The sequence below is a fragment of the Paenibacillus sp. LjRoot153 genome (assembly GCF_964253085.1).
Taxonomy (GTDB): domain Bacteria; phylum Bacillota; class Bacilli; order Paenibacillales; family NBRC-103111; genus Paenibacillus_E.
This window is the reverse complement of sequence record NZ_CAXUQH020000001.1, coordinates 1,495,513-1,517,165: the sequence shown is the minus strand read 5'-3', so window position 1 is coordinate 1,517,165 and position 21,653 is coordinate 1,495,513. Positions and strand designations below refer to the sequence as shown.

General features: G+C 46.1%; 21 protein-coding genes. 5 read left to right on the top strand and 16 right to left on the bottom strand.

Annotation, left to right across the window (positions count from 1 at the left end; translation table 11 throughout):
• The first annotated feature begins 142 nt into the window (after nucleotides 1–142).
• Nucleotides 143–1,033, top strand: a complete 891-nt coding sequence (locus ACSQ8P_RS06625) for an ATP-binding cassette domain-containing protein (protein ID WP_436234477.1) — start codon at nucleotides 143–145, stop codon at nucleotides 1,031–1,033.
• A 50-nt stretch (nucleotides 1,034–1,083) separates the two neighbouring features.
• On the top strand, nucleotides 1,084–1,875 hold the full coding sequence (locus tag ACSQ8P_RS06620) for an ABC transporter permease (protein ID WP_436239468.1): 792 nt from the start codon (nucleotides 1,084–1,086) through the stop codon (nucleotides 1,873–1,875).
• 244 nt (nucleotides 1,876–2,119) lie between these two features.
• On the opposite strand, the gene ACSQ8P_RS06615 is transcribed toward ACSQ8P_RS06620, so the two are convergent.
• Complete coding sequence (locus tag ACSQ8P_RS06615) at nucleotides 2,120–2,914, bottom strand: TetR/AcrR family transcriptional regulator (RefSeq protein ID WP_436234476.1); 795 nt, start codon at nucleotides 2,912–2,914, stop codon at nucleotides 2,120–2,122.
• A 221-nt stretch (nucleotides 2,915–3,135) separates the two neighbouring features.
• On the opposite strand from ACSQ8P_RS06615, the gene ACSQ8P_RS06610 reads away from it, so the two are divergent.
• Nucleotides 3,136–4,593: an esterase-like activity of phytase family protein gene (locus ACSQ8P_RS06610; RefSeq protein WP_436234475.1), complete on the top strand. Its 1,458-nt coding sequence runs from the start codon at nucleotides 3,136–3,138 to the stop codon at nucleotides 4,591–4,593.
• A 72-nt stretch (nucleotides 4,594–4,665) separates the two neighbouring features.
• On the opposite strand, the gene ACSQ8P_RS06605 is transcribed toward ACSQ8P_RS06610, so the two are convergent.
• The 9 genes from ACSQ8P_RS06605 to ACSQ8P_RS06565 all read right to left on the bottom strand — a co-directional run bounded on the left by ACSQ8P_RS06605 (nucleotide 4,666) and on the right by ACSQ8P_RS06565 (nucleotide 15,737).
• A complete protein-coding gene (locus ACSQ8P_RS06605) occupies nucleotides 4,666–4,767 on the bottom strand; it encodes an AraC family transcriptional regulator (RefSeq protein WP_436234474.1) in 102 nt (33 codons plus the stop codon).
• Nucleotides 4,768–5,374: 607 nt separating this feature from the next.
• Nucleotides 5,375–6,976 (bottom strand): response regulator transcription factor, encoded by a 1,602-nt coding sequence (locus ACSQ8P_RS06600; RefSeq protein ID WP_436234473.1) that lies wholly within the window; start codon nucleotides 6,974–6,976, stop codon nucleotides 5,375–5,377.
• 26 nt (nucleotides 6,977–7,002) lie between these two features.
• Nucleotides 7,003–8,739, bottom strand: a complete 1,737-nt coding sequence (locus tag ACSQ8P_RS06595; RefSeq protein WP_436234472.1) for a sensor histidine kinase — start codon at nucleotides 8,737–8,739, stop codon at nucleotides 7,003–7,005.
• Between the two features lie 74 nt (nucleotides 8,740–8,813).
• Nucleotides 8,814–9,833 carry a zinc-dependent alcohol dehydrogenase gene (locus ACSQ8P_RS06590; RefSeq protein WP_436234471.1) on the bottom strand — a complete coding sequence of 340 codons (1,020 nt, stop codon included), beginning with the start codon at nucleotides 9,831–9,833 and terminating at the stop codon, nucleotides 8,814–8,816.
• 18 nt (nucleotides 9,834–9,851) lie between these two features.
• Entirely contained in the window at nucleotides 9,852–10,739 is an 888-nt protein-coding gene (locus tag ACSQ8P_RS06585) for a carbohydrate ABC transporter permease (RefSeq protein WP_436234470.1), read from the bottom strand.
• Between the two features lie 36 nt (nucleotides 10,740–10,775).
• Nucleotides 10,776–11,735, bottom strand: a complete 960-nt coding sequence (locus tag ACSQ8P_RS06580; protein ID WP_436234469.1) for an ABC transporter permease — start codon at nucleotides 11,733–11,735, stop codon at nucleotides 10,776–10,778.
• 89 nt (nucleotides 11,736–11,824) lie between these two features.
• Nucleotides 11,825–13,420 (bottom strand): hypothetical protein, encoded by a 1,596-nt coding sequence (locus ACSQ8P_RS06575; protein WP_436234468.1) that lies wholly within the window; start codon nucleotides 13,418–13,420, stop codon nucleotides 11,825–11,827.
• Nucleotides 13,421–13,728: 308 nt separating this feature from the next.
• Nucleotides 13,729–14,757, bottom strand: coding sequence for a LacI family DNA-binding transcriptional regulator (locus tag ACSQ8P_RS06570; protein WP_436234467.1), 1,029 nt, complete (start codon nucleotides 14,755–14,757; stop codon nucleotides 13,729–13,731).
• Nucleotides 14,758–14,927: 170 nt separating this feature from the next.
• A complete protein-coding gene (locus tag ACSQ8P_RS06565) occupies nucleotides 14,928–15,737 on the bottom strand; it encodes a phytanoyl-CoA dioxygenase family protein (protein ID WP_436234466.1) in 810 nt (269 codons plus the stop codon).
• A gap of 159 nt (nucleotides 15,738–15,896) precedes the next feature.
• On the opposite strand from ACSQ8P_RS06565, the gene ACSQ8P_RS06560 reads away from it, so the two are divergent.
• A complete protein-coding gene (locus ACSQ8P_RS06560; protein ID WP_436234465.1) occupies nucleotides 15,897–16,667 on the top strand; it encodes a helix-turn-helix domain-containing protein in 771 nt (256 codons plus the stop codon).
• An 83-nt stretch (nucleotides 16,668–16,750) separates the two neighbouring features.
• A complete protein-coding gene (locus ACSQ8P_RS06555) occupies nucleotides 16,751–17,194 on the top strand; it encodes a DUF4395 domain-containing protein (RefSeq protein ID WP_436234464.1) in 444 nt (147 codons plus the stop codon).
• A 64-nt stretch (nucleotides 17,195–17,258) separates the two neighbouring features.
• Here ACSQ8P_RS06555 and ACSQ8P_RS06550 read toward each other — a convergent pair whose 3' ends face one another.
• From ACSQ8P_RS06550 to ACSQ8P_RS06525, 6 genes are all read right to left on the bottom strand, one after another.
• Nucleotides 17,259–17,798: a ubiquinol-cytochrome c reductase iron-sulfur subunit gene (locus ACSQ8P_RS06550; RefSeq protein ID WP_436234463.1), complete on the bottom strand. Its 540-nt coding sequence runs from the start codon at nucleotides 17,796–17,798 to the stop codon at nucleotides 17,259–17,261.
• A 19-nt stretch (nucleotides 17,799–17,817) separates the two neighbouring features.
• Nucleotides 17,818–18,252 carry a hypothetical protein gene (locus ACSQ8P_RS06545; protein WP_436234462.1) on the bottom strand — a complete coding sequence of 145 codons (435 nt, stop codon included), beginning with the start codon at nucleotides 18,250–18,252 and terminating at the stop codon, nucleotides 17,818–17,820.
• Nucleotides 18,253–18,533: 281 nt separating this feature from the next.
• Nucleotides 18,534–19,091, bottom strand: coding sequence for an N-acetyltransferase family protein (locus tag ACSQ8P_RS06540; RefSeq protein ID WP_436234461.1), 558 nt, complete (start codon nucleotides 19,089–19,091; stop codon nucleotides 18,534–18,536).
• A gap of 28 nt (nucleotides 19,092–19,119) precedes the next feature.
• Nucleotides 19,120–20,166, bottom strand: a complete 1,047-nt coding sequence (locus tag ACSQ8P_RS06535; RefSeq protein ID WP_436234460.1) for a YkvI family membrane protein — start codon at nucleotides 20,164–20,166, stop codon at nucleotides 19,120–19,122.
• Nucleotides 20,167–20,278: 112 nt separating this feature from the next.
• The gene (locus tag ACSQ8P_RS06530) at nucleotides 20,279–20,770 is read right to left on the bottom strand and encodes a hypothetical protein (protein ID WP_436234459.1); all 492 of its coding nucleotides are present in this window, start codon (nucleotides 20,768–20,770) and stop codon (nucleotides 20,279–20,281) included.
• 30 nt (nucleotides 20,771–20,800) lie between these two features.
• On the bottom strand, nucleotides 20,801–21,574 hold the full coding sequence (locus ACSQ8P_RS06525) for a GNAT family N-acetyltransferase (protein WP_436234458.1): 774 nt from the start codon (nucleotides 21,572–21,574) through the stop codon (nucleotides 20,801–20,803).
• Nucleotides 21,575–21,653: the final 79 nt, after the last annotated feature.

The following is a 21,653-nucleotide window of genomic DNA, read 5'->3' as shown; positions in this document are numbered from 1 at the left end:
GGCGGGACTGGGGTGGCGTATGAGGGAGAGTGAATGAGACGCACGACGGAGTGCAATATCGGTCTTGAGAACGATCATAAATAACTGAGTATGCAATATACTGTTTATATGATCCACAATTTAAAGAACGGGGAGATATTGAATGATGACTAATTCCATTGAAGTAAGCGGCTTGCGCAAAAGCTTCGGCAAACAAACAGTATTGAATTGCATCGATTTAAAGATAGCAAAAGGTACGATATTCGCACTGCTTGGGCCCAACGGCGCTGGGAAAACGACACTGATTAACATTTTGTCCACTTTATCCGAGCCGGACGGAGGGGTTGCGAGAATCGAAGGTTATGACGTGATCGTTGACCGCAAAGCGGTCCGAAGCTTGATCACACTCACAGGGCAATTCGCTGCGGTGGATGAAGTACTGACCGGGCACGAGAATATCATGATGATGTGTCGGTTGTCAGGTCTATCTGCAGGCGAGTCCCGCATCCGTGCAGCGGAGCTGCTGAAACAATTCGAGCTGGAAGCCGCAGCTGGTAAGCGTGTGAAATCCTACTCTGGCGGCATGCGCCGCAGATTGGATCTGGCCGTCAGCCTTGTCGTTAGTCGTCCGGTGATCTTCCTCGACGAACCGACAACGGGCTTAGATACAGTCAGCCGCCGATCCCTGTGGGAGACTATTCTGCGATTGAAGCAGCAAGGCATGACGATTCTGTTGACGACGCAATATTTGGAAGAAGCGGATCAGCTTGCAGACGAAATTGCTGTGCTGAATCATGGACGCATCGTCGCAACTGGCTCCGCGGAATCCTTGAAAGCTCGTGTTGGCGGCGAAGTCATCGAGCTCCGGAATACGCTGGACGAAGTCATTCTATCCATTCCGACGAGCGGCACTGTTCAGGATGTTAGCCAAACGTTGAACGAGATCGCGGGCTCGTGCCCGCCAGGTACACACATCTTCATTCGCAAGCCAAGCATGGACGACGTCTTTCTGGCGTTGACGACACCTAATCACAAGGAGGCTTCCCTCGTATGAATGATTTCCAATCACTGAAGAACCTACAGCCGTTGAACAATGCCCAACTTATGAATAAGAGCAATCTCCAAGCTATGCCAAAGCCTGCTTCTATCGCAGTAACCAACGCCGTCTTCGTCGGACGCAGCATCCGTCATAGTCTGCGAAACATCGAATCGCTGATGATGGCCATCATGCTGCCCGTTATGCTAATGCTGCTGTTTACCTATATATTCGGCGGCGCCCTTGATCCGAGCGGCAATTATGTGAACTATGTCGTGCCAGGCATCATTCTATTGTGCGCAGGCTTCGGCTCATCCAGCACCGCTGTTGATGTGGCAACGGATATGACCAATGGCATTATCAACCGCTTCCGGACCATGCCGATCAGCAGCATCAGCGTCATTACGGGTCATGTCGCCGCAAGTCTAGCCCGAAACCTGCTAGCTACTTGTATGGTCATCGGCGTTGCCTTGCTTGTTGGTTTTCGTCCAAACGCTACCTTGATTGAATGGCTAGGAGCTATCGGCATCATCATCTTATTCATTCTGACCTTTACTTGGCTATTCGCCGCGATCGGCCTCGTCACGGGCAGTCCTTCCGCTGCTAGCAGCTACGGCTTTGCCCTGCTGTTCCTCCCTTATCTGTCCAGTGCATTCGTCCCGACGAATACCATGCCATCTTGGATGCAAGGTTTTGCTAACCATCAGCCGATTACACCGGTTATCGAGACGATTCGCGGGCTCTTAACTGGAACCCCGGTGCTGAATAACGGGTGGTGGGCAATCGGCTGGTGTTCAGCCTTGCTGGTCATTGCTTTTGGTTGGTGTATCCTGGCATTTCGTAGGAATGGCGGGAAGTAAACTATCGCTAACTTGCTGTGAGCGATTAGCCTTAGGGACGCCGGGAGCGCGCATTGCGCAGCTCTCGGCGTTTTTGCCGTGAAATAAGCACTCACAGAGTGCTTATGGCTTCTAACTGCGCTGCATTTCGTGCAATAAGACCACGTGGTGGGCTTATTGCCTGCGGGTGCGCTGGTGCCAGCAAGTAAAACAAAAAAGCGCCTCGGCTATACCGAGACGCTTTTTGTCATATATCAAGTTGCCCTTATTTCTCCCGCAAATAATGCTCAATCCCATCCAATATCCGCTCGAGTCCGAAATCCAGATCGTTGCCGATCGGATTCTCCACCTCATCCGTGTAGGCACCTGCCATCAAAATCGGATGCAAATTAGGGAAACGATCCGGCTTGACCAACTGCTTCAGTGCGTCAGCATAGGGAATGCCGCTGAAAGCTTCCGGACTCGCGCCATCGCGAATCGCCTTGTCCATGTCCCTTGCAATCAGACCACATGCTCTAGAATAGCTGCTTACGAGCAATAGGAATGACATTTTTTCAAAATCGTTCAGCGGGAAATCCCGCATGATTCTCAGCATCCAGTCGATCACCTGAAGATTGTTTGGCGTGAGAGGAACACTCGTAATCGGAATATCACCATACCAAGCATGTTTGCGGAACACATCCACACAAGCCCAGACGTATTCTCTCATTTCCTCGCGCCACGGTTTCCCCTCAACTTCCGGAGGTATTGGAATGTCACAAATGGCTTCCTGCATGAGTACGAGCAGATCTTCCTTGCTTGTAATATAGCGATACAAAGACATCGTCGTAAAACCTAATGATTGCGCGACTTTGCTCATCGAAACCGCCGCAAGACCATCCCGATCCGCAATAACGATTGCTGCGTCAACAATTTTCTTAATACTAAGCTCGCCTTTCGGGCCTCTGCTAGGCTGCTTGATAATTCCCCAGCTGAGAGCTACCCCTGAAGGTAAGCTTTGTATGATTTCCTCATCGATCTCGTCGCCGATCTCCATGTTGTTCAATCCTCCATCATTCATGCCTTCCGAAAATGTATATCACGTATACAGTATATCATAATCGCTTCAGCATCGCTCTGACAGGATGCCTTTATTCATCAGCCAACGCCCTTCCCGCCGTTGGAAGACAGCTCTGTGAAAATTTACAATTTCGTAATATTCAATTTACATGACCATGACACAACTTTGATATAAGTAAGAAGTTAAGAAAAATGTGGACAATAGCGAGGAGAGAAATACTAATGAAACGCAATTGGATCGTGTTGACATCTTTACTGCTTGCTCTTCCTGTGGCTGTTTCGGGAACAGTAACGGCTCAGCAAGTAAATGGGGAAACCTCCGAAAATGTAACGTACTCGAGCAACGGACAAGTGATTAAGCCATCAGCACCTGCTGTTAATTTGGACGGCAGCTTGTATATGCCAGTTCGTGCGCTTTCTGAAGCCATGGGCAAATATGTTGATTGGGATGAGTTTCGTAACAGCGTATCTTTGACGGACAAGCCTGTTTTTACTGGTAAATATGAGCTCAAGGCACCCAATCTTGCTGAAGGCATTAAAATGGGAGTAGGCTCCTCGTTAACGCACCTTCCAGGAGACCCTGATAATGTATTCTATACAACGGCTGATCGCGGGCCAAACGGTCAACCCACGATCAATGGTAAAACAGTGCGTACGTTCCCGCTGCCAGACTATACTCCAACGATTTATAAAATCGAAGTAAGTAAAGGCGAAATCAACATTTTAGACAAGTTCCCTTTGAAGCTTTCAGGCACAGACCCAGTGTCAGGCAAAGCCACTATTACTGGACTGCCCAATATTAAAGGTCGTGACGAAGAGCCTTATGATGCAAAAGGTGAGAAAGTCCTGGCTTACGACCCCTACGGACTTGATATTGAAGGCTTAGCTTACAATCCTAAGGATGATACCTTCTGGATTTCTGATGAATACGGCCCGTCCATTGTCCATGTGAAGCGTGACGGTACGATCATTGAGCGTATTGTACCTAAAGGTTGGTCAAGTCAGGTCGCCGCTTCACTTGTGCCATCCCGTGAGACGCTGCCAGAAATGTACAACAAACTTCGCCAGAACCGTGGAGCAGAAGCTGTTGGCATTACGCCTGATGGCAAATATATGTTCATGGCCATGCAGAATGCACTTCGTAATCCGGATAAAGCTATGGATAATTCACGTCAGGTACGGATTATTAAGTTTGAACTAGCGACTCTCAACCCTATTGCCGAGTTTGTATACGTCCTAGAAGATGCGAAGCAATTTAAAGAACTTACTCAAGGAGATATTGTCATCTCCGATATGGTTGTCGTGAACGAGAACACGCTATTAATCGATGAGCGGGATAAATTCTCTGGCGATAAAGCACAGTTGAAGCGCATTTATGCTATTGACCTTTCAACAGCTACTAATATTATTGGCAAATACGACACTACGGCAGCGGCAGGTAAAACGATTGAGCAAATGACGACTGCAGATCTGAAAGCAAGTGGTATCCTTCCTACGACGAAACGAACGGTACTGGATGCCGTAGCATTCAAGTTCCCTTATGAGAAAATTGAAGGTGTTTCGCTCATAAATGGTGATACGCTTGCCATTACGAACGATAACGATTTTGGCATTGACAGCAAAACGCCAGAAAATGGAACACTTCTATGGACATTTAAGCTGCCATACACAATTAAATAGGTACACGAAATGAAACGACCCGGAAGTCCAATGATGGACAACCGGGTCGGTTTACGTTTTCCCATAATTTCCTTACCGCATACGCTTCGCCATATATTCCCTTGGCGTCATCCCAAACTTCGTTTTGAACAGCTTATAGAAATAACTTTCGTTCTCCACACCAACACTCTGCATGCCTACTGATTTACTCAGAGGGAGGGTTGCAGATCAGTAGAAACTGCAATAGATAGAAGACAGATCTTAAACTCCACCATCTGCCGCTTTCTGTGTACTTTAACACGCATATCACTACTGGGGAGCAAGGATCCCCGTTTGGTGGTCACTCCAGCGTGCCTCAAGGGGCAAAATAACTGGAAAAACTAAACTACAGCTATTTTTTGACAAATTCATTCCATATTCAGTTTAGCTGGAAAACATACAGTTAATTTCCAACAATTCGTCTAATCTGCCCTCATCTGCTGAAATTAACTGTACAAAATCCATCTATTCCTCGTATTTCTTCTAAATTGGAAAAATTAACTACATGAAATCCATTTATTACTTGGTGGGAGATGTGAACGGGGGTGGGGGGATATGATATGGGGCATATGAGAGATCGATGGATGAAAGACGGCTAGTTTGATTGGAGAATGGAGCACGAGTTGCGGGTTGCGGGTTCGGGGTTGCAGGTTGCGGGTTGCGGGTTCGGAGATGTTATGACCACCGTAGCCCGGGGAATACGAGTGATGACCCCAACTGAAAAAAGGGAGACGAGGCGCTAGCGCCCGTCTCCCTTATCCACTCACCCCATATTACTCTTGTACTGCGTCGGCGTAACCCCTGTATAGCTCTTAAACAATTTGCAGAAATAGCGGTAGTCGGAGATGCCGACAGCGCCGGATACTTCGTATATTTTCATCGTGGTCCGCTCCAGCATCTCGCTTGCTTTCTCCATACGAACCCGGTTCACGTATTCCAAAAAATTCTCGCCGATCTCCTGTTTGAACATCTGACCCGCGTACGAGGGATGCATATGAACGAGCTTAGCGAGCTCTGCCAGCTGCAAATCCGCTTGATAGTGCTCGCGAATGTAGCGGCACATCCATTGGATCTCCTTGCGTACAGTCACCGGAGGCTGGGCTTGCTGACTCCACCATTCGCAGATGGCATCAATGGTTGCCAACCACCACTCAAGGTACGTGTTCCATGTCGTCAACCGATCGATGCCACTTAACCTAGCAATGACGGCGTCTGGCAGCCGCACAAGTTCAGGTTGCAGCATTTGTCTCGTCAGACGGAGCAAGTCCCCTGGATGAATTGGTGGCGCGCCGAGCGTGATCATCACGGTTACAGCCTCGCGGAAAACCTCCACATTCTCACGCTGCAAAGCCTTGACAACAGCCGCTGTCCACTCCCTCGACTGCTGCGCATCGAGTCGCCGAAGCACGATCGAGGGTTTCTCACCCTCAGAATAGAAATACGCAGCCAGCCCATCCCTGCCTTTGCGTATAAGATTTGCTAGCTGTTTCTCTGTCCATCTTAGCTTCCCTAACTCTTCTACAGATCCGATATGAGCGAGGCTTTTCACAGGAGCAAACACATGGACCGCATCTTGCGCCATTCTTGCTAGTTGGCTCAAATGAAAGGCAGGAATCTCTCGCTTCGAACCGATTAGCAATAGTAAATGGGTATGGTGCAGGGGCAAGATAGCTAACCCGTTACCATCGCCTAACATCTGGGCATCCAGTTTGACTTCAAGTACTTCGGCTAGTTGGCTTTGCAGCTGCACGAGTTCCTCAAGTGTTGGATCAACTTGCCCTGAACTCCCCGTCACACGCCAGCCTATCGTTATTCCCACCACATAACTCGCGGATTCCACACCTGTAAGCCACTCACTTGGCACTGGAAGCTCTTGTATACTTCCCTCGCCCTCCATCAGTCGCTCTGTCCATTGACGCTTCTTCGTCCACTCTTTCTCCCGTTCGAGCTTAAGCCTCATCTCCAGCTTGTGATCAATATCGAGCTCTTGCTCCAGGTCCTCAGCTACCTTGCGGCAAGCTTCAAGGATTTGCTCCGGGGTTTGTGCGAGCTTAATTAAGTAGTTATCCACGCCTAACTCAATCGCCTTCCTCGCATATTCGAACTCACCGTAAGCGGTCAAAATAACGATTCGGACGCGCGGCCACCTTTTGCGGACATAAGCAGCTAACTCCAACCCGTTCATATTGGGCATCGTAATATCCGTAAGCAGCAAATGAGGAACTTCTCGCTCAATCATGCTGATTGCTTCTTTGGCACTTGAAGCCGCGCCCATGAACGTAAATCCCCCGTCTGACCAAGGAATACGCTGCGCAAAGCGCTCCCTTACCCATTTCTCATCATCCACCATCAGTATTTTCAGCATGATCGTCTCGTCCCCTCTCCCCGACGCTATCCTTGCTCTCTCGGCTCTCCGGCCGGCAGATGAATCGTCACCGTTAACCCCTCATCCGGTTCATTGGCAAAATGCAGGCCATACGGATACCCGAATGTCATCCGCAGTCGCTCTTGGACATTCCGCATGCCCAAATTGTTTAACCCTTTGTTCGCATTTGCAGCACCAGTTTCCTCTAGCAGTAGCTTCAGCTTATCCGGCGCAATCCCCGGTCCTGTATCGGAGACCTCCAGCACCACGCCTGCTCCCACATGCTCTTTTCCACAAACAATAATATGATTGACACCTTCCTTACTGAGTCCATAGAAAATGCTGTTCTCCACCAACGTAATCAACGTCAGCTTCGGGATCGGCGTCGCATTGTAGAGCTCCGGCACAGCAATATCCATCACAAATACGTCCCCATACCTCAGGTTCATAATCTGCACGTAATTGTCCAATTGCGCTAATTCATCCTCGACCGTTACAATGTCCCCTACCTTGTCAGTTGAGTATTGCAGCAAACCCATCAATGAGCGGATCATCTCGCACATCTCCTGCGTTTGTCCCGTTTCCCCCAAACAATAGATCGCATTAAGCGTATTATTCAGAAAATGAGGATGAATCTGCGATTGCAGCACCTTGAGCTCATGATGTCGCTTCTTTTCTTCTGCTACGCGCAAATCGTCAAACAAGGACTGGATGTCATCCATCATGCCATTGAAGCCATTGGCAATATGCGTAAACTCATCATTGCGTTTGAGCTTGATGCGAGCTTCGAGCTCCCCGCGCGCCGCGGCTTTGAATTGTCGCGTGATGGCGGTCACGGGTTTGCGAATATAGTTCGTAATCCAAACAGAAAGGATGAAGGCAAGGATGATCGCCACTAACAACACAAATACCAGTTGCTCTTTCAGTGACTCCAGTAAAGGAAAAGCTTGCGACTCCTCAATAACGGAGAAGACGAACCAATCCCAGCGATTTTGATTAGAACTAAGGACCATATAGTTGCCAAATGAGGTGTGAACGGTGTTAAAGGAAGTACCGCTTTGCTGCGTAAGTACCTGTAACGCCTCTTTCATTTCCAAATGATTGAGATACGTCTTCGGGTACGCTAGGTACGTATTCGTGGAGAGGTAATCGCCCTGGCCTGTAAACAAATAGATGCGCCGCTGATTGTCCGGATCGTCTTGAATAATTTGTGGTCCGGTCAACGCATTTAAGTTGACATCCATGGCCACCACTCGCCGGCTGTCGATTTGCTTAGAGACTGTGAGGACGAAGTGGTCATTGATCGTATGAGGAGGGCTCCACCAGAAGCCCGTTTTACTCGTTTGATTGGTAATTTCAGCAATGCGTTCTTCCGGGACGTAAACACGATAACCATACGGAGAGCTGATCCGTACCGTGTTATCTTCGATTACATAAATACTGGCGATCTCCTCCTGATGGTAGGACAACACATTTTCCATGAGTTGGACGAAATCTTTTTCCCCCATATTATAGAGGACTGGCGTGGAGAGGAAAATCAATTGCGTTTGTATATTATTCATTAAGGTTTTGATATAATTTTCGACTTGAACAACAGAGCCTTGCAGCACTTTTTCGTTATTTTGCTTGATAGGCTCGAATAGCCGTTGGTAGCTGAACACGCCGATCACCAGAAACAGCACGATAACCGACATAAAGGTAAGAATGAAAAGCTTGGTGGAGACGCTGGAAATGAAGTTAGTTCTTCTTAGTCGACGAAACATGCCAGAACCCCCTATACCCTACAGACCATGATATGAACTCCTATATGTAGTATAGAAAATTACTAGACATTTAACTAGAGTTCGCGACGAGAATCTCCATAACGGACAACGACGCCCAGCACTTGCTGTGGCGCTTTACGGTATAAGTCATAGGCTTCTCCGATACGCTCCAATGGCAAAATGTGCGAGATCAGCGGCGCGATGCTCAGCTTCCTCTCCGCCAATAAACGAATATATTCCGCCATATTGCGGCCCTCGGTCCAACGAACAAGCCCTATCGGATAGTCGATACCCTTCATCTCGTAATCTCTCAGATATCGTCCAGGTCCGCCTGCACGGGAAATGAGGATTTGCGCTTCCTTTTGAAACATCAGCTCCCGATTGAACGTCATGCTTACATCACCAACGATAACAATCTTTCCCTTATCGCGGATCCAGCCCAGCGCTTTATCGATCATCTCGCTGTTGCCGCCACCGACACAAAGAATGACAGCATCCACACCAGCTCCCCCGGTAATCTCCGGTAGGTTACACACCATTTCCACCTCTTGATCAAAAACAAACCGTGTACCCGAGGCGGTTAGTTTCTCCGCACGCTCGGCTACACGATCGATTCCGATGACGATGTTCGCCGAGGCTTGGGCTATTTGGCACACCATCTGCCCCAGTATGCCTAAGCCAACAACGAGAACGGACTCACCGAATCGCAGATCGGCTTGTCGTAAGGCATGAATAGCAATAGCGCCGAGCCCTACATGAGCGGCTTCTTGGGCATCCACTTGCTCTGGCAAGGGGACCACCAGATGCTTCGGGACTTTAAGAAGCTCGGCATGACGGACAAACGGCGAACCATAGCAGGCGACGCGGTCCCCTTTTTTCACATGCGTAATACCTGATCCGACTTCCTTCACTTGACCCATGGCACTATAGCCTAAGAAAATGGGCTCGTTAGACCGTATGTCCTTCAGCATCATTTCGGTGCCTGGACTGATCGCAGAGTATTCCGTTTGCACTAACACATAGTTGGCTTCGACCGCTGGCCCCTCCGTGTCAATAACTTCCACACTGCCTTCTCGTGCAATAACTGCTCTCATAGCTGTTACAATCCTCCATTACCCCTTAATTGAACCCAGCAATGCGCCTTTCACAAAATACTTTTGCAAGAAAGGATAAACAATTAATAACGGCAATGTTGCCACAACGACAACGGCCATCTTGATCGTTTCTGGCGGCAAAGCATCCAGTACGAGTGAATTAATCGAAAGCTCGGTAGAGACATTCGGCGTTTGAATCATACTTCGGAGCACGACCTGCATCGGCATGAGTGACTTGTCAGATAGATAGAAGATCCCTTTGAAATATTCATTCCAATGGGTAACGCCGTAGAACAGACCAATCGTCGCCATAATGGGAGCAGACAACGGGAGGACGATGCGGAACAAGGTTGCTAATTCACCACATCCATCAACGCGTGCAGCTTCCTCTACTTCAGCGGGGAGATTCTCGAAGTAGGTTTTAACAATCAACAAATTAAAGGTAGACACCATACCCGGTATCACGAGTGCCCAGACCGAATCATATAAACCAAGGCTGCGCACCAGAATGTATAGCGGGATAATCCCCCCGCTGAAAATCATCGTAAACACGAGCGCCATCAGAATAAAATTGCGGCCTGGCACCGACTTTTTGGATAATGGATAGGCCAGTAGGGTCGTCACAATTAAATTCAGCGTCGTACCTACCACTGTGATGAATACCGTAATTTTCAGGGCTTGTGGGATCCGAGGTGAACCGAATATTTCTTTGTACGCTTGAAATGTCATATGTTCGGGCCATATCACGAAACCGCCGTTTTTCATGACTTCCACATAAGGTGTAATGGAGACGATAGCCACATAGTAGAGTGGGAATAACGTAATCAAGGCGAAAAAGCCCAAGACTGCATAAATCACCATATCTACCGCATGGTCCCCTTTGGTTTTATGACTCACAAATGACATGCGAATCGCCTCCTACTCCGTCGTTGTCGTATACCGTTACCATATGCCAGAGCCTCCCATTTTCTTAGCAAGTCTGTTTGCACCAATCACGAGCACCAGTCCAATGACCGATTTGAACACACCCATGGCTGCAGCTACACCAAACTCGAGACGCTCAAAACCGTAGCGATACACCCAAGTATCCACAATATCTCCAACATCATAGACCCGAGCATTTAAAAAGATGAAAACCTGATCGAAGCCTGCATCCAAGATGCCGCCAATGCGAATAATCAGCAGGAGCACGAAAACATCACGGATACCCGGCAACGTAATATGCCAGAGCTGACGCCAACGTCCTGCACCATCCACGACGGCAGCTTCATAAAGTTCCTGGTTGATGGATGCTAGAGCTGCTAAGTAAATAATCGCTCCGAATCCGGTATTTTTCCAAATTTCTGTTAGTACCAGCAAAGGTCTAAAGAAGTCCTTGTTCGTTAGTAAATCAATCGATCCCCAACCCATATCCCGAACGAAGGTACTAATCAAACCAGAGCCTGGGGCGAGGAAGGAAAAAGCTAAACCATACACAATGACCCACGACAGAAAATAGGGCCCATAAGTAATCGTTTGTACAGCGCGCTTAAACCATCTGACCCGGACTTCATTCAACATCAGTGCAAGGATCACATCGGGTACCATGCTCCCAACGATTTTATAAACACTAATCAATAAGGTGTTTCTCATAATGCGCACAAATTCAGGATTGTCAAAAATCACCCGAAAATTATCGAAACCCACCCAAGGGCTTCCCCAGATGCCCTTCATAAGATTGTAGTCTTGAAATGCAATCAAAGCACCTATCATCGGGGCGTAGTGAAATAATGCATAATAGATCAACCCAGGGATCATCATGAGGTAAAACCATCTGCTCAGATATATACTGCGTAGCTTGCCCTGCCTCATCGGGCGTGAAACGGTAGGTTTCTCTTGTCTTGCAGCTATGGTTTCCGCCATCGCCATCTCCTCCTAGTTGTCATTTCCAGATAGAAGGCAGAAGGAAACCCTTGAACTTTCCTCGGGTTCCCCTCGATGCCTTACCACATTTATTTAAAGTCGTTCAGCTTCTTATCCTTCAGTGCCCCGTTAATTTGCTTCGTATACTCCGTGAAAATTTCTCTGCCTTTGAATTTCGTCATCAGCTCTTCACGGTATTGCGGCCAGTTTTTGCCGCTTTTGTCTTCCAGCACCGCTTTGATGTGGAATTTACTCATTTCTTTGCGAAAATCTCCGATGTTAATGCCAGCAGGAGGAACTAAGCTCACAGGAGGCAATGCGTTATGCTTCGGAAAGCTCTCAACTGTTTTCAAAATCGCACGGTCATGCTCAGAAATACGGGAATCGATCAGCTCAAATCCAAGAATATTCGGCTCTTCTGGTGTAAAGGCAGCGTACACGTTCAACCAGTTACCAGCTTTCGCGATATCCGCTTCGAAGTTAGCTACGTTCAACGTAATCTTGTTGCCTGCTTTGGTATAATGTTTGCCTTCTTGACCATAATGCGTCAGCAGGAAGCCTTCTTCACCTGTTAACCAGTTAAGAATTTCCAAGGAGCGCTTCACTTTATCAGGCGTTTTATCAGCTGATGTTTTGCTAATAAGGATCGTAGCTTCAGGTACGTTATATTTCCAAATGATCGGCTTATCCAGCGGGAAAATTGGCTGCCAATTCGCTTTAGGGTCAAGCGCTTTTGAACGGTTTTGCACGCTAGTTGCTAAGCTGTCCAAGGCGACGCTTTTATCGCCGCTAAAGAACATGCCAACCTTGCCTTGTGCTGCTTTATCTAAATGAGCAGGTGCCTTATTCAGGAACCAATCCGGATCAACAATCCCTGCATTGTTCCATTCCACGACTTGATCTAGGACACCTTGCACTTTAAGGTCAGTACGGTTATCCACGTAACTATTGTCAACAATTTGGAAGTCTGCGACAAAGCCATTATTTAACCATTGTGGGAAGTCGAAAGGTAAGGTTACACCACTGCCTGCTGCCGAGAAGCCGTACGTATCTTGCTTGCCGTTGCCATCAGGATCGCCTTTGGTGAATTGCGTCATGACATTGGTCAATTCGGCGTAATTTTTCGGGGATTTAAGCCCCAGCTTATCAAGCCAATCCTGACGGATGTACCAAGATGCATAAGAGTTACGTTGGAAAGGATCAATCGCCCGCGTGAATTCCCCTTGCTTAAGCTGGAACGCGTCTACTTCATCTTTGGATACCCATTTGTAGTAGTTCGGTAAGGCTTCTTTCGTGAAGTATGGAGCTAGATTCGCGGTGATACCATCCGTGATGTATTTCTGAGACTCTGCTCCGCCAGCGATGAAAAGATCCGGAGCTGCTCCTCCAGCCAATGTAGCATTGAGCTTGTCATGGTACTCTTTGCCCATAACCATATAATCAATTTTCAAATCTACGTTAAATTTTTCTTCGATGGCCTTCTTCACGAAATCTTTGTCCCCGGAAGGTAAGGTCACATTCGCGAGGTACCCACTGGCAACAGACCAGTTCAAAGCTAGCTTAGCTGGCTTCGCTGTTCCCGTCGCATTGGGTGATCCCGTTGCTGGTGTATCTGTGGCTTTGTTATCTGAGCATCCTGTAAGCGCAAACATGGTGGCGAGTCCTAATAGAGTTAATTTTTTCATTGTACAAACACCCCTCCTATTTATACTTTCGTGAGCTGTGGATCGTGGAGCGAAAAGCGTAAACCGTAAACAATAACATTTAAGCACTCACTGCTGGGCTAGCTATTTGGTAACGTTTACTTGTTCTTAGTATAGGTCGGTTACATGGTCGAAACTAGCAGACGATTTCAAGAAATAGTGGAGATAATACAGAACTGACTTAAAAGTGTGGAATTAATTCGACTTCGTTGACTATCTCACCTCCAAATCACCTTCCTTATAAAAAAAACGCCGCAAGCTCCCACAAAAGGAGACTGCGACGTATTTCTTTACTCTGTATGGGCTAATTTGGTTGTTTCTCGTTCTATAAATGTAAGCGGGACTTCAAATTCTCGCTCCTCGCTTGCCTCTACGGAATGTCCAAACTTATGCAGCAATTTTCCAATGGCCATTTGCGCCTGAAGCTCATAAGGAATGTCCCAGCTGGAAATGCCAGGGTAACTATGCCTTACCATATAGTCGTTATTAATACCGATCATTTGTAGTCGGTCCGGGAAGTCGATCTTCTGTCTATTGGCAGCCGAAAGCAGCTTTAAGGCAACATGATCATCAAAAGCGATGATCCCTGTTCGCCGCGCTGACCCCGCCATCATCTCTTGGAAAAATGTCTCCAAGTCCAATTCTTTCATTTCGACGATGCGATGAGGAATCTCCACGGTCAGTTGCTGTAAACCCAGATGAAACCCATTCCGGCGCTGTTCATCAATCACATTCGAATGCTTGCTGCCCACGTAAATGAGTTCATCGCAGCCGCGATCGGCAAGCAATTTCGTTGATTGTCTGCAAGCTTCGGCAAAGCCTAGATTTACTGCACCAACGGCAATATCCTCGGGCCAACCCCAGCCATTAATGAGCACTAGAGGCGTTCCGCTGTTGACGATGGCGCGTGTGGAATCCTTTCCCATCGCTAAGCCATGACAGATGAGTCCATCCACTCTTCGCTGCAGTAACACTTCTAAGTTTCTTCGTTCAATGGTCGGATCGAATCCACCTGAAGAAAAAACGGATAAATGATAACCCGCATGATGAGCTTCCAATTGTAAATACTCGGCTAACCGTCCGTAATAACTCGTTAACCCAGGAACAATGAGACCAATCTCAAAGGTTTTGTTACGACTTAATCCTGCTGCCATTGTGTTGCGTCGATACCCCAATTGCTCTGCCGCCAATTCAACTTTACGAATCGTCTCCTTGGACGAACGGATCCCACCTCTATTCAGCACATTGGAGACCGTGGCAATCGATACCCCAGCTGCTGCTGCCACTTCTACAATGGTGACTTGTTTTGGTCTGCTCATATGTGTTTCAGCTCCATCGGTTAAACGTTTAACTAGCTCCTTTAGATTAAATTGATCTAATTAACCTGTCAAGCGAAATGCGACGGAATCACTGAACTATTTTCAAAAAAAGAATCGCCCCTAGGCCACAAACTCTGCCTTAGAACGATTCCTTTAACCGTTATTCTTGTTTAATGTGGGTAAACCGTCTCAAATTCGTCGCCGCAAGGACCGCCATTGGGATTGATCTCCAAAGAGATAGCTTCCCCATTTGCTCGATACAAAGGTCGGTAATGATTGCTAATATGCGTCGCAGAAGCATTGGCATAATGGCAGATGAACGCGCGGCGGAAGCGATCCTTGGACTTGTTTCGATAGGAACCATGAATCAAATTCCCATTGAAAAAGAGAACATCCCCTCGGTCCATAATGACCGGCATTGCCTTCTCGTCCTTCGGCGGTTTCACGTAGTGGGTCGTAAATGATTCCTTAGAATCTGCGATATCGGGACATGAGATTTCGAGGGCATTCGTTTTCGGTACAACGAGCAACCCTCCATTTTCCTCGTCAGCCGCGTCGATCGCCGTCCAAGCAGCAATACAATTGCCTGGCTCAACCTGCAGATAAAAGTTATCCTGATGCAGCGCTTGCCCCCGGGAGCCCGGTGGTTTGTAATAAAACATGCTTTGCGCAGCCAGCGCCTCTTCCTCATACAAATCTGCTAGTACTTCTAATACAGGCTGATGCAGCATATAGGTCTTTGCTGTTTCATTAAACCGATGCGGGTGCATGACACGCGGATAGCGTTTCAAAGGATCTACGACTTCAGCCGTCAACTCAGGCTCAAAATGACCTGGAATCGATTGCTCGCTAATCGCTTCAAAGGTTTCATCAATTTTAGCCAAATCCCCCTCCGAAAAAAGACCCTTCACGATCACGTATCCCTCTGTTTCAAAATGCTGTTTTTGTTCCTTCGTCAGTTTAACTAGTGCTTTCGTCATCGCTCTTACCTCCGTAATCAACTTGTTTTTCTATGTCTTTAGCATAACGAAAAATCCGTTTGCATAGAAGTAATAATCATGCTAATGATTCCTATAATCCTGCTATTCCGTGGTATACTAGAATCTAACTTAAACAGGCAAAGAAAGGAATTTCCCAGCATGCAATTGGATACATTGTTGGCGGGCCATTATATAGAGCCTGATTCGTATGTTACTATGCGTCCTCACGGTCGGGATGATTGGTTATTGATTTTCACATTGGATGGAGCAGGCTTTGTTAACTACCGAGGTACAGAACACGTCTGTAAGAAAGGAGCTCTCATCTTATTGGCTCCCGGAACTCCCCAGTATTATGGCACATTGAAAAACCATACCTGGCAGTTCGTTTGGGCGCATTTCCCCTCCACACTCACAGAAACCAACTTGCTCCCACAAGAGGGGCAACTCCTCATCAACATTGAGAACGAATCTATCCAAGAGCGAATTCACCTAGCTTTTGCTCGCATATTGGCAGATTCCCGTGAACGCGGTGAGTATTGGTTCGAGCTCTGTTGCAGTTCCTTACGGGAAATACTCCTCATCATGGCTCAGAAAAGCATGCGCAAAATGGACCCCCGCATTGAAGAGGTCCTTCACTTGCTATCACAACAGATGCGCGAACAGATACGCCTTGAGGATCTTGCTCAGACAGTCGGTCTCTCGCCGTCGAGATTATCTCACCTTTTCAAAGAGAGCACCGGCTATTCCATCATTGATACACTGAATCGCATGCGGATTCAACAAGCAGTTATGATGCTGGCCCATACGGGACGCAGTGCTTCGGAGGTCTGTTACGACGTTGGCTTTCAGAACTATAACCATTTCACGAATCAATTTCGTAAATGGCAGGGCATGACCCCGAGTACGTTTATGAAAAATCCACGGCAATGAATAATTTATTTTATTCCTATAAGAATACTATGAATTAGTGTATAATGGTGATATTAACATCTCATTGTGAATGGAGGATGACCATGACGAACCCACTTTTGCATGGCGATTACGATTGTGTAGATGAGGTTCCCTTGCATCGTGTACGAGGGAATCAACTAGGTATTCTGTTAAGTATAGTTGCCAGTGTTCTAAGTCAGCAGCTTTGGATTCTTGTCGTTCCTTTGATCATTCAGCTAATTAGTCGTTCTTTTGGCGTAAAATACAATCTTTTTGTCCGACTGTTCTCTCGACTCTTTCCTGTTAGTGCACGAACGGAAAGCCGTGTGTTGCTTCGTTTTAACAATTTGCTAGCGATTCTTTTTCTCGTCGTTACCTTAATAGCTTCACTTTTCAATCTCATGACTCTGGCCTACATCACATTAAGTATGCTCACCATAGCTGTCGTACTGGCTTTATGCGGCTTTTGCTTTGGATGCTTCATCTATTTTCACTGGAAGCAATACTGGGCGCGAAGATCTGCCTAAGTCCAAATGCTGAAAACCACAACCATCAAGGTTGTGGTTTTTGGTTTTATTTTTACAATCACGTTCATTTCTCTGGCATCGAAATATCCACGTATACATGCCCCTCAATAATAAGGGGGTGATATTTTTCCAATCTTGGCAGCGCCATACCGACAGCATTTCCCACCGTATCGAATTCGGCTCCGTGACAAGGGCACCAGAAGAAAAGATCCTTTTTTCGATTACGCTGCGCTTCTGTAGCCGGCTCCACCGAACAGCCCAGATGCGTGCATGCCGGTGAAAGGATAACAAGCGCGCCGCGCTCATCTTTTGTCACATAAACGAAGCCCTGCTTAGGCGTTTTTACCCAAGCATCCTCGATCGTAGCGTTATAATAAACCTTCTCGTAGCCAGTCATAGCTTGCAGGTGCTCTACTTGGCCGACCTTTACGAAACTAGACGGAATTTCCCGAGTAGCCTGCTCATCCTGCTTTTGCCCATGAACCGCTCCGTAATAAAACAAAGCCGTATTCCCAAGTAACACACCAGACACGCCTAGTACAACTTTACTTGATGTGCTCAGAAAGGCTCTTCTTGTGATCTTACGAGGTAAATGAACAGTCATAAGAAGGTCAACTCCTTCACTATGTGAGAATTCCACTAATTGAATACCCTGATGCTTTTAACTGTAGGCCGATCCATAGAAACAATGAAGGTATTGCAAAAAAACAAAACGTAAAATGTGGTCCAGGATTCATGTTAAACGCATCTACCAGTCCAAATATATACAAGTAATATCCTAAAAATATCATCCAATTAAATCCCATCATACTTGGGAATATCCAAGTATATAGCCCTAATATGAAACCGACTACGCTAACAAATGAGACCGATAGAAGGTTTGCAGCGACTGACCCCATGGGTCTAAGAAAGATATTTCCAAGTAATACATAGCCCGAAATGACTAACAGCATCATAAAAATGATGAGTACCGGGTGATTCCCACTTGCTAATAGCATACCTGACATCACAAGGATCAGCATGTGAAAAACAAAGGACAGCAGGATATTCCGAGTCATAATCCCTCCCCCTATCGGCATATAACCAATACACTTCTTCCTTATTTTAACATATGAACAATAAAAAAGAAGCCGGATCTATGATCACAGCTTCTTCATTCTTGCGTTTATCCGAAAGGAGAAATTAAACATATTGCAGGCAATACTTCAACAATTTTCATTCCAATATGGATACATTTATAATTCGAACATTATCCGGTAAACAGGTTTACTTCTAATTTCATTTTTAACGCAATAAACCCTATTATTGCCCGAATGGGTTCCAAGTATACATAGGATTTTTAGATCATTATAGAAAAATACCTGTCCCACTTTTGTAGGTGCTTGGCATAACAATGCCTAGGCTTGCCATTATACATAGGGCGGGTAAATTGGAGAGCAAACCCTGCAGCTTCTAAATTATGTTTGCTCACAACATTGTCGGGATGAACCGTTGAATATAAGTATCGGTAGCCGTTTTCCCGCGCTCGCCCTTCACGTAAGGTATGGAAATATCGTTGTAAACCCTGGCCACGAACAGATTCATGGACGATTGTCGCGTCAAGGCTGGCTACGTATGGTAAATCTGACTCAGGCACCCCAAATTCCCGGCCAAGATTACTTTCACTCCGACCAGGGAACGCCAATACGGAATAGGCAACAAGCTCCTCGCTTAGAAAAGCGCCATATATCTCACCTTTTTCTTGTATGTGAACCTCCAAGTAATCTTCATCATCCATGGCAAAAAGGTCTTGCGAAGCAAGTCTAGATACGACATCAACCATAAGGGCTCGAATCGCTGGAACATCCCTACACCCTAATCGGCGGATTTCCAAATTCCCTATGTTTTGAACCCACATGACAAAAGCTCCTTCATTTATGTATTAATTACTTACCAGGCATAGGTCTTATTATTAAAAAAATAAGAAGAATCATCCCCATATACCCAAAGAGTGGGTATAGATACGTAAGAAGTGATGTAAAACCAACCTGACTGATTAATAAACATGTTAACAAAGTAGCTAGAACTACCCAATTTCGTGGGAGTGGATGTATACGTTGAATATGTCGAGTAATTCCGAACACATTTCCAATTAACGTCGTTACGATTTCCCCGTAAATAACCAGGATGAATAGAACATGAAAGAACCGTCCAAAACCTCGTATAATTTCAGCCATAGGAATTTCAAAATTCAAGATCTCCGGCATCCGCGAATGTATCGCAAAATGACTGATTAACAGCATAACACCAAGCCCAATGCCTCCCCACAGGCCGCCCCATTTCAATATGCTCTCATCCTGAACCTCACTGCCTAACGGCACCAAGACCGCTTGAGCAAAGGCGAAATTTAAGGCGACATATGTAAACGGACTCATGATCCATTTCAAATGGGTACTTGCTTGCAGCTCTTGCCAATTCGTAGCTCCCCCAATCCCATCTAACCCAACAACACGGGTGATCACAAGCACCATGAAAAAAAGCATCAACGGCATGACAAGAGAATTAATGGCTAGAATCCCGTGCATTTCTTTGCTCATGACCAAGTAGCACAGCAGCATACTAATAATGATTCCAAACTGATACGGTAGTCTCAACTGCTCTTCGAAAATAGAGCCAGTACCCGACATCATCACAGCGGTCACGCCGAATAGGATAATAAACGTCAAGGTATTCGCGACTTTCCCAAAAAAATCTCCAAATAAATAATCGTTCAGTTCCTGATAAGAAGATGCCTTAAGTCGATGCGAGAGGATCATCATTTTCGTCCCAATCCATATAAAAAAGGCCGTCGCAATCACTATGCCAACTCCGCCATACGCTCCGTAGATTGTGAAGAAATGCATAATAGACTGCCCAGAGGCAAATCCTGCCCCTACCACAGTTCCCATATACGTTGCTGCGATTTGTAAAATCATGAGCGTTTTTGGCTTCATAGCTCCCCCATAGTCAAGCAGTATCTTGTACATCTCCATTGTATGTAAGATAAGCTTGTATATGCCAGTTGACAGGAGCTATCCGTTCTTAACTATTTTGGGCAGTACTAACTTAGGAAGTAAACCACTTGGGGATACATTTCTCAAAATTTTGATGATCATCTAACACAATACGAATTCTACCCAACATGGATTGGAGCTGCTCTGGAATCACCTGCAGCGTCCAGGTAACTGTCCCAAAAATAATCATAGCCGTGTACAGCGCGTACAATCGCCAGAACTCCTCCGGAACAGTGCCATTAAAGTAACCTCGTATTTGCCCCCTGCAGAATGGGGTACTAACCTCGCGGGGCGATTCTATCGCACCGAATTGTATCGGTTTCGACGTTCTTACCCCACGATCAAATACATTAGCAACAACATTAAATTCTGATTGCTTTTTTTGCATTTGTTTCAGAGGTGCCGTGCGTAGTACATAGTGAGGCGTTTCACTATTCTCATATAAAAAATACTTATTATCGAAGGAGAATCCTTTGGTAATCCGTGAAATTTCGGTCACGTTATTCAGGGATGGTAAGTGCTTATGAAGATCAGATAAGTTCATAGGAATGCTCCTTTGGATGAGAAAATCTTTCTATGAATTGACTTTAATATTCAATAACCTTGTTTTCGTGACCATTCCGGCACTCTCAAGAGTCCTCTTAGAAGCCTCGTTATAGTACCAACATCCACTTACAGGCTTAATCCCCTGCTCATCACACCATTTTCTTAATTGTAAAATGATGACTCTCCCAATTCCTTGCTTTCTATATGCCTCATTAGTGAACATACCGATGCTTGCTATTCCTTTGATCATCTTAGAACTTCCAACTACACCGATTCCAAGCAGCACAGAATCTCTATAGTAAGTAAAGAGTTCTCCATGTGCAATCCGCCGTTCGTATTGGTCAAGAAAGTCTCCACAGATTTGTTGTATTTGTTGCAAGTCTTCCAAATTTGCAGCGCGAAATGATTCATCATTCGAAAGATTACTCTCTACTATGCCGGATTGATTGTCTTGGAAAAAGTAAGCTTGTTTGTTGATCGTAAAGTCCTTATCTATCGCTAGGCTCATAAAAAGTTCATCACAGGTCGGAACGAAAAGTGCGTTCACTAAATTACTTTCAAGCACGTGGCTAAACATTCTCTGCGAGGACATTTGGTAGGGGCGACTGATATAGAATTGGGTTAGAAGTTCGTTGTTGTGAATAGCGTAGTAACCCACTATTCTTGATCCCTCTAGGATTTTATAAAAAGTCGAAGCTAGAATATGTTCCTCTAAGAAAGAATCAAATGGTGCAGATAAGCCTTGGATGTATTCTTCAATAAGATATTGAATTTCACTTATAAGACACTCTTGTGTAATCATCCTAACCATCCTTTCTTTTAGTTACTATCCATCTTTATTTGACTCAGCATCAGGCAGATTATGCAACCCATTGTCAGGT

What these genes read in the sequence shown, in the direction of transcription:
- ACSQ8P_RS06600 (WP_436234473.1), bottom strand. Translation starts at nt 6,976, where the DNA reads ATGCTGAAAATACTGATGGTGGATGATGAGAAATGGGTAAGGGAGCGC.
- ACSQ8P_RS06620 (WP_436239468.1), top strand. Translation starts at nt 1,084, where the DNA reads ATGAATAAGAGCAATCTCCAAGCTATGCCAAAGCCTGCTTCTATCGCA.
- ACSQ8P_RS06565 (WP_436234466.1), bottom strand. Translation starts at nt 15,737, where the DNA reads ATGACGAAAGCACTAGTTAAACTGACGAAGGAACAAAAACAGCATTTT.
- ACSQ8P_RS06535 (WP_436234460.1), bottom strand. Translation starts at nt 20,166, where the DNA reads ATGAAGCCAAAAACGCTCATGATTTTACAAATCGCAGCAACGTATATG.
- ACSQ8P_RS06575 (WP_436234468.1), bottom strand. Translation starts at nt 13,420, where the DNA reads ATGAAAAAATTAACTCTATTAGGACTCGCCACCATGTTTGCGCTTACA.
- ACSQ8P_RS06585 (WP_436234470.1), bottom strand. Translation starts at nt 10,739, where the DNA reads ATGTCATTTGTGAGTCATAAAACCAAAGGGGACCATGCGGTAGATATG.
- ACSQ8P_RS06545 (WP_436234462.1), bottom strand. Translation starts at nt 18,252, where the DNA reads ATGACTCGGAATATCCTGCTGTCCTTTGTTTTTCACATGCTGATCCTT.
- ACSQ8P_RS06590 (WP_436234471.1), bottom strand. Translation starts at nt 9,833, where the DNA reads ATGAGAGCAGTTATTGCACGAGAAGGCAGTGTGGAAGTTATTGACACG.
- ACSQ8P_RS06610 (WP_436234475.1), top strand. Translation starts at nt 3,136, where the DNA reads ATGAAACGCAATTGGATCGTGTTGACATCTTTACTGCTTGCTCTTCCT.
- ACSQ8P_RS06540 (WP_436234461.1), bottom strand. Translation starts at nt 19,091, where the DNA reads ATGTGGGTTCAAAACATAGGGAATTTGGAAATCCGCCGATTAGGGTGT.
- ACSQ8P_RS06550 (WP_436234463.1), bottom strand. Translation starts at nt 17,798, where the DNA reads ATGACTGTTCATTTACCTCGTAAGATCACAAGAAGAGCCTTTCTGAGC.
- ACSQ8P_RS06570 (WP_436234467.1), bottom strand. Translation starts at nt 14,757, where the DNA reads ATGAGCAGACCAAAACAAGTCACCATTGTAGAAGTGGCAGCAGCAGCT.
- ACSQ8P_RS06580 (WP_436234469.1), bottom strand. Translation starts at nt 11,735, where the DNA reads ATGGCGGAAACCATAGCTGCAAGACAAGAGAAACCTACCGTTTCACGC.
- ACSQ8P_RS06595 (WP_436234472.1), bottom strand. Translation starts at nt 8,739, where the DNA reads ATGTTTCGTCGACTAAGAAGAACTAACTTCATTTCCAGCGTCTCCACC.
- ACSQ8P_RS06555 (WP_436234464.1), top strand. Translation starts at nt 16,751, where the DNA reads ATGACGAACCCACTTTTGCATGGCGATTACGATTGTGTAGATGAGGTT.
- ACSQ8P_RS06625 (WP_436234477.1), top strand. Translation starts at nt 143, where the DNA reads ATGATGACTAATTCCATTGAAGTAAGCGGCTTGCGCAAAAGCTTCGGC.
- ACSQ8P_RS06560 (WP_436234465.1), top strand. Translation starts at nt 15,897, where the DNA reads ATGCAATTGGATACATTGTTGGCGGGCCATTATATAGAGCCTGATTCG.
- ACSQ8P_RS06530 (WP_436234459.1), bottom strand. Translation starts at nt 20,770, where the DNA reads ATGAACTTATCTGATCTTCATAAGCACTTACCATCCCTGAATAACGTG.
- ACSQ8P_RS06525 (WP_436234458.1), bottom strand. Translation starts at nt 21,574, where the DNA reads ATGATTACACAAGAGTGTCTTATAAGTGAAATTCAATATCTTATTGAA.
- ACSQ8P_RS06615 (WP_436234476.1), bottom strand. Translation starts at nt 2,914, where the DNA reads ATGAATGATGGAGGATTGAACAACATGGAGATCGGCGACGAGATCGAT.
- ACSQ8P_RS06605 (WP_436234474.1), bottom strand. Translation starts at nt 4,767, where the DNA reads ATGCAGAGTGTTGGTGTGGAGAACGAAAGTTATTTCTATAAGCTGTTC.